The organism is Wolbachia endosymbiont of Oryzaephilus surinamensis, assembly GCF_025617515.1.
Lineage (GTDB): Bacteria > Pseudomonadota > Alphaproteobacteria > Rickettsiales > Anaplasmataceae > Wolbachia.
Genome location: NZ_CP092526.1, coordinates 1347629 through 1360053, shown reverse-complemented (window position 1 = coordinate 1360053; position 12425 = coordinate 1347629). Strand labels below are relative to the sequence as shown.

Genomic DNA, 12425 nt, shown 5'->3' with positions numbered 1-12425 from the left:
TCAATAAATTACCTTTTTAATTCTAGATGAGTATACACTTTGTTAATATGTTTGGGTCAAAACCCAAAAGTAAGTTTATGCTTTCTATAGGAAAAGAAGGCACAATGTTACTATATTTTAAAAATGATACTTTAAATAAAAGATATTTTGCTAAGGACAAAAATAATAAAGCTGTTTCTGACTTAATTTCATGTCTTTCATCAGATAAAAAAGCACCCTTATATCTGGTTCTCAATCACACTGATCAGAACTATTTGCTACAGTCTATCCCAAGAGTAAATAGGATTAGTGCTTATCTATCAGCAAAAACAAAAGTAGAGCATTTTGCTCATAATAACGATATAAATTCTATTCTCTTGGTCGAAAAGCCGAATAAATTTAATCAAAACTGGTGGTATCTATTTGTTTCATCAAAAGCAAATCATTTAATAGAATATTGGTTGGACGTGTTTGTTGAAATAGGCTCTAACTTTAAAGGAATATTAATGTTTCCTATAGAACTAGTCAGTATAGCAAAAAAGATTCTACACAAAGATCCTAGTAACTGGAAAATTATAGTTGCTGCAACTAAAACAGGTGGCTATAGACAAGTGGTTCTTAAAGAGAACAAAATGATATTTACACGTTTAATACCATTTACTAATGATAATTTACCAGGAATCATTGCTGGTGAAATATATCAGGAAGTGAAAAATACAATTCAATCTTTAACTAAGTTTGGATTTGAAAAAAATGACCCTGTCGACCTCTGCATTATAGTATCAGAAGCTATTAAATCTAGTTTATCAGTTATAAATTTTTCAGAGAATAGTGTGAACATATTGACTCCATATGAGCTGGGTAAACTATTGGGGGCAGAATTAGCTATAAGCGAAAAAGATAGCTTTTGTGATACTACAATTTTGTTTCACAGCTTTAAGAATAAGCCAATAAATATTTTTAACACAAAAGAAACTAAAGAATTTTATCTATTTAATTATCTTTATTTAAATTCTCCTCAAATTTTTCTATACCTACTCTTGGTTTTAGTTGTAATTAACGCCTTTTGTTTGCAAAATTTGTATTCAAATTTTAATGTTGCTGATAATTTATCTGCAACGCGGAGTGCTTTAAATAACAAACTAATAAAACTTAGCCAAATCTATAATGTAAAAAAGATAGATGAAGTTTACGATTTTATTAATATAAATAATATTTTATCAAAAATAGAGTACTCTCCCCTTACACAAATTAAGTATGCAGAAAAGTTAAAAGTACCAGGTGTAGAGCTTCAATCGTTTGAGTGGAATTATAATGAGGCAAAAAGTTATATTACCACAACTTTAAGGTTTAATTTTCAATCTGGTAAAGACATTTCTTATCAATACGAGAAACTACAGAAAAATTTAAACGATAATTTCCGTACTCATGATATTAGTATCTCTAGCTTACCTACTACTAAAGAGAAAAATCTATCTATTGATGTTGAAATAGGAGAGGCAATGTAGATTGATGACTATCTCTCAACTAAAAAGAAAAGCTACAATTCAGTGCATATATTACTTATTGTTATCTATTGTATTAATAGGGTTATCAACGTGTTTTATTATCTATAACAAAAAGGTTTATAATAAAAATCAAACTGCAGCTGAGGAAATACGCTCTATTAATTTACAGATCATTGAAATTCAAAAGAAAGAAGTCGTTCTAAATAAAAACCTAGATTTATGGAAAAGAATTTCTTCTTCAAACTTACATAGTAGCAGATACATTACAAATTTAAATTTTGAGCTTAACAAGCTATATAAAAAACACTACATGTTAGAACCTGAAATATCAATTTCTATACCTGAAGAAGCTGAACTCCACAATAAAAGTGAACATACAAAAGTAATAAGAAGTGAAGTGGTTCTAAGTTTAAGCTCAATTAGCGATAAGCATATTTTTTTATTTCTACAGTCTATTCCAAATCTTCCTGGTTATGTTATGATCAGATCTCTTACCTTGAATAAGCAGAGAAATATAGATGCTAAAGTTATAAACCAGATTTTAAGTGGTAATATGATAGAGATAGTGAGAGCTAGTATAGTTTTTGATTGGTATACCATATTAAGTAGATGAATATAAAGTTGTTTTTTATTTTTACGCTGCTGTTTTTTAATGTTAGTGCATATTGCAATTGCGAAGATCTTGTAGAAAATATAGGGATTTGTAAAAAATATTCTTGCCAACAGCATATTAGTAATGAAGATTTTATTGAGCATAAAATATTAGGGTTAAATAGTGAAAATTTATGTGTATATATAGAAAGACAAGGCAATGATGAAATGGTCTGTCATCATTCTAATGATGGAATGATTATAGAAAAGAAGTACTTAAAAAGTATTTTAAAAGTTGGAAATCAAGAAATAAATGACTTCATTGATATAGCAAATTTGCGTGCGAAGGAGTGTTTTTTTATCAACAATTATTATATAGATCGAGACGATATAATAAAAGAGGCAGCAGAGAGTACTTTATCGCAATATGGTAGCATAAAAAGCATTTTTTTTGATGAAGAGCAGGTTAATAGAATAGTTAGTGAGATGGAAAAGTTTAACTTACAGTCTTCAGGAGTTACAGAGGAAGAAAATTTCAATTGTAAAGTAGTCAGTTTAGATTCAATTTTATACTTTTCCCCCGATACATGGAAAATATGGGTAAATGGAAAGTTGTTTATAAATACTAAGGATTTAAAAGTGCACTCAGTAACTGAAAATTATGTAACTTTTTCATGGGCTGTAAACCAAAAGATAACAAAAGAACGGATAAGCAATTCTAAAAATGTACATTTTGGACATGGAGGTATTATGTTTACGCTTTATCCAGAACAAAAATTTGATTTAGATAGTTTATCTATTAAATAATCTAATACATCTGCGCTTGTAGCTCAGTTGGATAGAGCGTTGCCCTCCGGAGGCAAAGGTCGCGGGTTCGAATCCCTCCAAGCGCGTTTTTAATTAAATTTGACAATAATACTCTCACATAAGATAATAAAGAGATTTATTTTAAAGCATAATTATGTCTAGTGGTACTATAAATAAAGTCATATTAGTTGGTAATCTAGGAAAAGATCCTGAAATTAGGACTACACAAAATGGAAAAGAGATGGCAAGTTTTTCGATAGCCACATCTGAAAGTTGGACTGACAAATTTTCTGGTACGCGCTCTGAAAAGACAGAATGGCATAATATTGTAATTTTTAGTGAAGGATTAGTAAAAATTGTTAAGGATTTTGCGCGCAAAGGTAGTAAAGTTTACGTTGAAGGTTCTCTGAGAACTAGAAAATGGACTGACCAAAATGGTAGCGAAAGGTATACGACAGAGGTGGTGCTATATAACTTTAATAGTGCCCTTACCCTTTTAGATTCACGAAACAGTATGTCAAACTCTGATTACAAGCCAAGTGAATACAAACAAAATGAAACAGAACAAAAAGATAAACACGGAAGTTTTGACAACGATATAAAAGACGAACTAATCGATGATGAAATACCATTTTAATAACTTCAATTGAAATCTACATTTTTATGGACTGCTTGTGTTACTCCTTTTAATTGCAGTGGAGATAGTATAGATTACCAAAGCTTGCAGCGTTTACTAACAATGCAAGCTGAAACTGAAAATGGTGTAGTGTTGCTAGGTAGCACAGGTGAAAGCTTATCACTTACTGATTCTGAAAAGCGCACATTAGTTGAATTTGTATGTGAGCTAAAATTAAATACGAAAATTATAATTGGTGTACCAGGAGTGAATCTATATCAGACTCTTGAATGGCTTGATTTTTGCAAGGGTATGCCTATTCATGGCTATCTAATGACAACTCCCATTTATGCAAAGCCTGGAATCATGGGGCAAACTTTATGGTTTGAAAAGCTGCTTGAAAAAGCACATGTGCCAGCCATGCTTTACAATATTCCATCAAGAGCAGGAGTGAGTCTTCACGCTGAAACTGTACGCAACTTATCCAGCCACGAAAAATTTTGGGCTATCAAAGATTCAAGTGGCACCGTTGATACTTTAACTCAGTATAAGAAAGTTGCACCAAATATTGAGGTGTTTTGTGGGGACGATAATATGATATTTGATATGGCTGCTAAGGGTGCGGCTGGTCTGGTTTCTGTTGCTGCCAATGTTTGGCCAAGTGTAGTACATGAATATGTTAAGCAATGCATGAGCGGCAAGAACCCTCAAGCAGACAGTTGGCAACAAGCTTGCAAAGCTCTATTTACTGCCAGCAATCCAATACCTACTAAAGCACTTTTGCATGACATTGGGCTCATAGAACACAAAACTGTCCGCCTACCACTCAGCACAGAAGATTTGCCTTCTATTGAAACATTGAAGCAAGCTAATAAAATGATTCTTGGATGGGAAAATCAACTAGCTATGCAGGATTAGGAATTAAGCTGATAATTCAATTATACTTAACACAAAAAAATGGGCTAAATCCTCTTCAAAAACTTCTATCTATCGTCTCTTAAAATACTCTCCTGCACACATCCCCATCAACAATTTTCACATCACTATCAACTGAGCTACCTGGCTGTTTATTTCCTTTGTATATCTCCCCATCAACGGAACTACCTGGCTGTCTATTTCCTTCTGGAAAAAAGCACTCAATTGCTTTATCAATTAAGAAACTTAAAGGAATACAAGCAATCACACTCACTACAAAAGTTAAAGCACCTATAGCTGCTGGTGATGTAAAGCCAAGAGCAACCAATCCTGCTCCTATCCCAAATCTAACACCAGTACACGCAATTGCTTGCACTATTTCTTTTGAAGAGTCCTTAAAGCCCGAAGTTGAGAGTTTTGCTATTAAAGCTATTGCATATAACGATGATAATAGAAACCCAACACCAACCATTCCACCTGCAACAAGAGGTGACAAACCAGAAATAGAGCTTATAGCGTAATTTGTAAAAATTCCATCAATAGCTCCTAAGCCTGCTACTATCCCCCCCACTATTCCACAGGATATCCCTGCTATTGCCATTTCATATATCAGATTTGATTTAAATTCTTGATCTTGGAAACCACTCATAACCTTATCTCTTTAATTAAAACTTATATAAAGGCTAACATACTAACACATTATAGTCAATACTTCTATGTTATTCTTTTTGGAGTTTTTAATTGACTTTCAGCACACTTTAGCCTTATATGTATGGTCCCAGAGTGTAATGGTATATAAAATATGAGAACAAAATGCCATTAAAGGAGAACTTATGATTACTGGATATATCAGAACAACAGAGACAATTCATAAAGCAATGTAAACTTTCTAAGTACTAACTCTAAAACTATTGTAAAACAGAAAAAAGCATTCATTTAAAAGAAAAATAACAGCTCCATATACTATTGAAGTGATAATACTTATAATGTTAGATGTGACACCAAATCTAATTTGAAATATAACTTATTTACTCAGCTTCTTTTGAAACTACTGTGAACATAATATCTATAGATAAAACATTGCATTACCACGCCACTAACGAGTAGCAGAATGACAAGTTTTTCAAACTAGTCCGGTATAAAAATCTCAGTCAGTTTAGCTACAGCTGTATGCTTTTAACTCTCCCAAAAAGAAAATTAACCATGTGAAATTCTTGTTGATATGACTTAATGAATAATTATTTTAGGTTACTAAGTTATTTAAGAAACTTTGATAATATTTAGCCCACTTACTTTTCTATTTTCCATGTCACGATGAGCCTCTATTATTTCATCAAATTTATATTTTTTATTAATTCGTACAATTAAAAGTTTTTTTCTTATCATTTCAAAAATTTCCATTGCAGTAAGCACTAACGTAAGTCTATTGTGCTTGTAGTGATATATCGAAGTTCCAGCTGCAAATAACGAACGCGAACTAAGTAAAGAGAAATTAATAGGAGCATTACCTGATATCTGCCCATAGGAAACATATATGCCAAACTTACCTAAAGATTCAAAAGAGAGCTTGCTTGTAGCGTAACCTATAGGGTCATACACCGCACCTACTCCTCTATTTTTCGTAATCTCCATGATTTTAGAAACGAAGTCTTTATCATTGTAGTTTATTGCGTATGTGCAGCCACTTTGTAAAGCTATCTTCATTTTTTCGTCAGAGCTTATAGAACCTATCACTATACCTTTTTTATCCTTTGCCCATTGGCATATTATTTGCCCCAAACCACCATTAGCTCCATGAACTAGTACAAAAGCACCAGGCCTGATTTTATAAGATTGATTAACTAAATAGTGAGCTGTCATACCTTTAAACAATACTGCAGCAGCAACTTCATCAGGTATATCATTCGGAATTTTTATCAAATATTTCTGGTGTACAATGCGCTTTTCACAATATGCCCCTGGAGGAGCTGTGCAATATCCAACTCTATCTCCAACCTTAAGTCCATCACTAATTTTTTTACCAAGCTTTTCAACAACTCCTACTGCCTCTACTCCAAGTACTGATGGCAGATCTTTAATTTTGCGTGTACCTTTTCTGTGTTCTAAATCATAACGATTTAAGCCGATAGTTGTATGACGTATTAAGACTTCCTCATCTTTTGGCTCACCTATGCTCTTATCTACAAATTCTAATACTTCTGGCCCCCCAGTTTTTTTAATTTGTATAGCTCTAACCATGATAAATGTAAGACAAAAACTTTAATTATGTTATCTAGCAATTAATATTTTGCAAAATGTTATTTAGAGTTTATACACTACATAAGCGTATTGTTAATAGTTTTGAGGCACAAATTATCATGAACAGAGAAATTTGGCTTTATGGTGTTTTATTCAATGTGTTGTGCAAAGTGGATGAAGATAATGATTTGGATGTTAACAATGTAATAAAAAAAATAAAAGAAAGGTTAGAATATAGAATACAAAAATCAGATAAAAAAAGAGATTATTGTAAATATTTATATACTTCTTGGGAAAAAAAAGGATTTGATATTAATCACCAATTTGACTTGAAAGATTATGATGGCTTTCCAATAGATAGTCTTTTTTCTATTGCCATTAATTATAAATTATACACTTTAACAAATTTAGCGCAAGTTTTAATAAAAGCAGGAGCTAATGTGCAAAATGAAAAAGGATATTTACATGCCTGCGTTTTGGCTCGTTCTCCAGATATATTAAAAGCTCTCATAAAAGCGGGAGTAAATGATAACCCAAATGAAAACTATGGTGGAAATACCGCTTTAGACTATGTTGCTAAATTATATGGTAGAGATAAGTCAACGAAATCCAAGGATTGCTGTAAAATTCTAATTGAGCATACATTAGAAAAAAAACCTCACAGTAAAATGCCAGACTCTATAAAAAGTAATAAAGAGTTAACTGAGTACTGGAATGCCTGTAAAGCAAATAGTGAAGAATGGGAATTCGCAATACCAAAAACCGCAATACAAGTACTTAGTGTGCAAAAAACAAATAAGTGCTTCTGCCCAATTAAATAGATCTGTTGCATAACTATTATTTAAATCAACAATAGTCAAAGGTTTGTTATTTAAGCTTAAAAAACGTATATGATAGTGTTATTTCACTTAAATCTTTTGTACTATTGTCACGCATTATTTCAGGGTCTACGTAAAAGGATACGGGCATAGCCGCTTTTTGTTTTGGTAGCAGCATTTGCTCTTCAAAACAAAAGCATGCAACTTTATTGAAATATTTACCTGCTTTAAAAGGTGTGACATTATACACTGCCATTCCAAAAGAAGGCTGATCAGATAAATTTTTTGCATAATAAAATACTAAACTTTGTTGCCCTATATTTGTATCGATGTAGTTAGTTTCTGATTTAAATTCCCAAGGCAGACCGGACATTACATCAGCATTAAGGTGAACCCTGATTTTTTGGTCAGTTGCATTTATTGTTGCATTAGTTACTTTTCTCGTTGTGCCACCATATCCAGTAGCTTTACAAAAGATGCTATACAACGGTACTGAAGCATATGCAATACACAGCATCAATACCACTAAAGATATTAGGAGGAAAACTATAGAACTTTTATTGTTTCCCCTTAAAAAGGAAATCATCTAATCCTTATTGTTGAACAAGTTAAGTAACCTGAGTAAATTGAGGAATATGTTGATAAAGTCAAAATAAAGGTTAGTTGCACCAAGTATAGCTAGTTTAGTCATTGCGACTTCTGAACCATCATTATATCTATAATAAACATCTTTAATTCTCTGAGCATCGTACGCGGTCATTAAAGTAAACACTATTACTGACACAAATGATATTGCAAAATAGAGTGGACTACTCCCAAGGAACAGATTAACTATAGATGCAATGATTAATCCCCAGATTCCCATAATCAAAAAAGAACCCATACTGGTCAGATCTTTTTTTGTAGTATTACCATACAAAGCCATAGAACCAAACATGATCGATGTAATGAAAAATGCTCTCGCTATATTTTCTGCAGTATAAATTATAAAAATATGAGATAAAGAAATTCCCATTAAAACTGAGAATAGAAAAAATACAGTAAGTGTTGACTGAGCACTTAGGTTTTGAAGCCTAAAAGACATATAAAACACCAATGCAACTGGAGATAGCATTACCACAAGCGATAGAACAGGATTGGAATAAATCACCTGGAAAAGACCAGAAAACACTGTTAAAAACGCAACAAGCCCTGTAACACCTAAAGCTAAAGCCATATAATTGTATACTTTAGTTAGGTAACTCCTGAGTCCAGCACTATAATAAACGCCCTGAGAGCGAATATCCTGTTCGTTTTTCATATAAGACATATGTAACTCCTTATTATCTCTTGATGATATATTATAATACAATACAGCGTTTTTATCAAGTATAAAATGACATACTACAATTGAATGGTGTGGTATGCAATTAGAGAATTTCTTCCATAACTATAAGCAAATCGGTTTTCAGCAGCATTTAACTATTATAACAACCTCTGGCAATAGAAATTACTTTCACCATTCCCTCTATCATGATTTAAGGGGAATGGTGAAAGTAGTTTTTGCATTTACTTAAGGCATTCTTCTTATAGATGCTATACCAACAATCCACTATTTTTTCTATGTCTTGCGGTTTAATCTCTGGACTTATACTGATTCTAATTGAACACTCTGCTTGCTCTTTTGTTGCTCCCATTGCAAGCAAAACATGAGAAGGCCCAACTTTTCCAGAAGAGCATGCAGAACCATTGCTGACTGCAATATTATTTAAGTCAAAATGCATGAGCTGCAGATCATTCTTTACCCTCGGCATATAAATAAAACTTGTATTTGGCAATCTTTCAGAATTTCTGCCAAAGATCTTGATATCACTGACAAGACTTAATAATTCACACTCCAATTGATCACGCAGCTTCTCCACTTCATTCATTTTTGATAGAAGATCTGGAATGTTTTGCAATGCAGCAGAAAGACCTGCAATTGCAACAATGTTTTCTGTACCACCACGCAATCCTTTTTCTTGCCCACCACCTATTATAGTAGGTTCTATTACAAGCTTTTTGTCAAATATTAAAACTCCACTACCTGCTATACCACCAAATTTGTGAGCAGATAAAGTAAGTAAATCCACTTCTAAATCTTTCATATTTAATTCGATTTTCCCAACACTTTGAGCAGCGTCAGTGTGACAGATTGCCCCGAATTTATGTGCCATTTTAGCTATTTCCTTAACAGGCTGGATAACTCCAGTTTCGTTATTAGCCATCATCACTGAAATTATTACTTTATTCCCTTCAAGTTCGCTTAGAATTTTTTCTAGCTCTAAAAAGTCAACAATACCCTCTTGATTAACGGGTATTATATGTGGATTATATGCAGAATTAAGAATTGAAGGATGCTCTGTAGCTGAAATTACATGCAGATAGCCTTTCATTCCTCTCATGACGAGGTTGTTTGCTTCAGTTGCACCAGACGTAAAAACTATTTCTTTATCATCTGGAATGCTAAGAGCATCACGTACGTTATCTCTTACCTCTTTAAGAATCTTCCTCGCTTCTTGTCCTCTTTTATGCAGCGATGATGGATTTAGTGTTTGTTTCGACAAAATCTCAAGTATACTTTTTTTTACATTTTTACTCACTGGAGCAGTTGCATTATAATCAGCATACACGCAACTACTTTCTTCCAGAGAGAATAAACTCACAGGCTTATTTGTCACTTACCATTAACCAATTATGTATGTTAACTTTAACACGATAAAAAATTTATTGCAAAAACAGTGAAATTAATACATAATTAATAAATAATTTACATTATCAAGCCCTGTCAAAACAGGTTTTTATTAGGAGCAATCATGGTAGAAGTCTTTTTAAATAATGCAACAAAAAAGATAGAAGGTAGATATCATCAAAGCAAAGATACCAATGCACCAGTTGTGCTAATTTTACATCATCACCCTCAATATGGTGGTAGTATGGATAGTAAGATTATACATACTATATATGAATCTTTTATCGATAATAACTTTTCTGCATTGACAATTAATTTTCGTGGTGTCGGAAAATCTACCGGAACTTTTGATAAGGGTATAGGAGAATTAACTGATGCTGCAGTAGCTATTGATTGGCTTCAGGAGCATAACTCTAACAACGTTCCAATTTGGATAGTCGGTTTTTCTTTTGGAGCATGGGTAGCTATGCAGTTGACAATGCGCCGTCCAGAGATAGTAAGTTTTGTTGCCCTTTCTCTTCCAGCAACTAAGTACGATTTCTCTTTTCTCTCTCCTTGCCCAGTTCCTGGACTTATAATACAAAGTAATAATGATACAATTTCAGAAGAAAGCGATGTAACAGAATTAGCACAAAGGTTAATAAATTCGGTAAAAAATAACCATATGGAATACCATATAGTAGACGATACTAACCACTTTTTAAGGGATAAAGAAGAGGAAGTAGCTCAAATTATAGATAATTATATAAAACTACGTTTAAACAGTGCAGCTACTTCTCCTCAGAAAGCTAAAAAAGAGATAAGGGTAAAAGAATATGCCTAACTTTACAAATGAGAGAAATGAATGTATTAATACAAATAAAAAAAGTCTTGTTATGTTTAGGCAATTATTATTTCTCGTTTTAGCAATGTTTATGCTGTCAGGATGCTTTCTAAGTAAACAGCGTAAGTTAAAGAGTCCGTGTATAAAAAATAATGAAAGCATTTCATGCGAATTATACTCCGTTAATGACCATTGGTTAAATAAGTACAAGTTATAGGTAGCTTTGTATTGTACTTGTTTCTTCCATTTACAGCTTTACTAATGATCGGTTTTTTAACTGAAAAATGTGATCTGCTTTTTCTGCAAGGATATAGTTGTGTGTTACTATAAGCATAGAGCTGTTATTTTCCTTTACATATGAATGTAACAGCAAAAATACATTCAAAGAATTTGTTGGGTCTAAATTTCCCGTTGGCTCATCTGCAAGTAAAAGCTTTGGAGAGTTTACAATGCTTCTTGCAATTGCAACCCTCTGCCTTTCTCCACCAGAAATTTCAGATACCATACTACTTGCTTTATTTTCCAGACCAAATTTTTCTAATATTGCTTGCGATTTTTTTTTTGCTTCAGCTTTGCTTCTTCTTGCAATAAGCTGAGGAAGCATAACGTTTTCCAACACTGATAACTCTTGTAATAAATAGTGAAATTGATAAACAAAGCTAAGAAAATTTCTTCTTACATGAGTTTTATATTTATTGCTGGCTTGCGTACAATTTACTCCATCTATTGTCACTACACCTAAAGTTGGCTTATCCAATAGGCCTGCAATTTGCAATATAGTTGTTTTTCCTGATCCTGAACTGCCGATCAATGCAACTACTTGCCCTCTTGTAAGACTCAGATTGATATCTTCTACAATAGCAGGACTTTTTTTGAAGCTCTTACTCACAGAAGCTAGCTCTAGTGCTACATCACTGTCCATATTATAAAAAGATCCAGGAGGGAGAATTAGACCGAGAAACTGTTACCACACCCACATCGAGACTTAGCGAGAGCATTCTTGATTTGAAAACCAGAACCACTTAGATCTTCAGTATAATCTATAGTTGAATTATTTAAAAATTTCGCTGAACAATTATCAACCATTAACACAGGGTTTCCATTCTCATCATTAATTACTATATCTTTACCTTTTTCACTAAAACTGGAGTGGCTTCTATAATCCTCGCTATCTTCGTCATCGTCAAAATCGTCGTCTTCATCATCGTCAAAATCGTCACCCAAAGACATCTTCTTATTTATTTGATCCATAAGAAAATTATACTTGAAGCCAGAGCATCCACCACCTGAAACTGCAACCCGCAAAACAGAACTCTCATCTCCTTCCTGTTCTACAAGGGAGTGGATTTTCCTTAATGCATTGTCAGTTAAGCTAATATTGTAATCTGTTGACATAACAACCACCGTTCATTATTGATAA

14 protein-coding genes and 1 tRNA gene are annotated in these 12425 nt (G+C 32.9%); 8 read left to right on the top strand and 7 right to left on the bottom strand.

The genetic code is table 11. The annotated features are described in order from the left end of the window. Positions 1-47: 47 nt before the first annotated feature. From MJ631_RS06340 to dapA, 6 genes are all read left to right on the top strand, one after another. Positions 48-1487: a hypothetical protein gene (locus tag MJ631_RS06340; RefSeq protein WP_179943893.1), complete on the top strand. Its 1440-nt coding sequence runs from the start codon at positions 48-50 to the stop codon at positions 1485-1487. Positions 1488-1491: 4 nt separating this feature from the next. After that, positions 1492-2100: a hypothetical protein gene (locus tag MJ631_RS06335; RefSeq protein ID WP_010406999.1), complete on the top strand. Its 609-nt coding sequence runs from the start codon at positions 1492-1494 to the stop codon at positions 2098-2100. Next, positions 2097-2885, top strand: a complete 789-nt coding sequence (locus tag MJ631_RS06330) for a hypothetical protein (RefSeq protein WP_052264933.1) — start codon at positions 2097-2099, stop codon at positions 2883-2885. The genes MJ631_RS06335 and MJ631_RS06330 overlap by 4 nt, the downstream gene beginning before the upstream one ends. Before the next feature lie 12 nt (positions 2886-2897). Next, positions 2898-2971 (top strand) — tRNA-Arg (locus MJ631_RS06325). 68 nt (positions 2972-3039) lie between these two features. Further along, positions 3040-3522 carry a single-stranded DNA-binding protein gene (ssb, locus tag MJ631_RS06320; protein WP_006014313.1) on the top strand — a complete coding sequence of 161 codons (483 nt, stop codon included), beginning with the start codon at positions 3040-3042 and terminating at the stop codon, positions 3520-3522. Between the two features lie 9 nt (positions 3523-3531). Next, positions 3532-4419, top strand: coding sequence for a 4-hydroxy-tetrahydrodipicolinate synthase (gene dapA / locus MJ631_RS06315; protein WP_214303177.1), 888 nt, complete (start codon positions 3532-3534; stop codon positions 4417-4419). A 79-nt stretch (positions 4420-4498) separates the two neighbouring features. Here dapA and MJ631_RS06310 read toward each other — a convergent pair whose 3' ends face one another. Both MJ631_RS06310 and MJ631_RS06305 read right to left on the bottom strand, forming a co-directional pair. Next, on the bottom strand, positions 4499-5065 hold the full coding sequence (locus MJ631_RS06310) for a hypothetical protein (protein ID WP_214303176.1): 567 nt from the start codon (positions 5063-5065) through the stop codon (positions 4499-4501). 611 nt (positions 5066-5676) lie between these two features. Further along, positions 5677-6654 (bottom strand): quinone oxidoreductase family protein, encoded by a 978-nt coding sequence (locus MJ631_RS06305; protein WP_007302226.1) that lies wholly within the window; start codon positions 6652-6654, stop codon positions 5677-5679. A gap of 119 nt (positions 6655-6773) precedes the next feature. On the opposite strand from MJ631_RS06305, the gene MJ631_RS06300 reads away from it, so the two are divergent. Next, complete coding sequence (locus MJ631_RS06300; RefSeq protein ID WP_214303448.1) at positions 6774-7475, top strand: ankyrin repeat domain-containing protein; 702 nt, start codon at positions 6774-6776, stop codon at positions 7473-7475. A gap of 46 nt (positions 7476-7521) precedes the next feature. Here the strand turns inward: MJ631_RS06300 and MJ631_RS06295 are convergent, their stop codons facing one another. From MJ631_RS06295 to MJ631_RS06285, 3 genes are all read right to left on the bottom strand, one after another. Then, on the bottom strand, positions 7522-8058 hold the full coding sequence (locus MJ631_RS06295) for a cytochrome c oxidase assembly protein (RefSeq protein WP_214303175.1): 537 nt from the start codon (positions 8056-8058) through the stop codon (positions 7522-7524). Beyond that, positions 8059-8781, bottom strand: coding sequence for a Bax inhibitor-1/YccA family protein (locus tag MJ631_RS06290; RefSeq protein ID WP_214303174.1), 723 nt, complete (start codon positions 8779-8781; stop codon positions 8059-8061). 208 nt (positions 8782-8989) lie between these two features. Beyond that, positions 8990-10171, bottom strand: a complete 1182-nt coding sequence (locus tag MJ631_RS06285; protein ID WP_262986280.1) for a cysteine desulfurase family protein — start codon at positions 10169-10171, stop codon at positions 8990-8992. 135 nt (positions 10172-10306) lie between these two features. Between MJ631_RS06285 and MJ631_RS06280 the strand changes: the two genes are divergently transcribed. After that, on the top strand, positions 10307-11005 hold the full coding sequence (locus tag MJ631_RS06280; protein WP_214303173.1) for an alpha/beta hydrolase: 699 nt from the start codon (positions 10307-10309) through the stop codon (positions 11003-11005). A gap of 247 nt (positions 11006-11252) precedes the next feature. Here MJ631_RS06280 and MJ631_RS06275 read toward each other — a convergent pair whose 3' ends face one another. Together MJ631_RS06275 and MJ631_RS06270 are read right to left on the bottom strand one after the other, a co-directional pair. Beyond that, the gene (locus MJ631_RS06275; RefSeq protein ID WP_214303172.1) at positions 11253-11927 is read right to left on the bottom strand and encodes an ABC transporter ATP-binding protein; all 675 of its coding nucleotides are present in this window, start codon (positions 11925-11927) and stop codon (positions 11253-11255) included. A 26-nt stretch (positions 11928-11953) separates the two neighbouring features. Beyond that, positions 11954-12400 (bottom strand): HesB/IscA family protein, encoded by a 447-nt coding sequence (locus MJ631_RS06270; protein ID WP_019236790.1) that lies wholly within the window; start codon positions 12398-12400, stop codon positions 11954-11956. Positions 12401-12425: the final 25 nt, after the last annotated feature.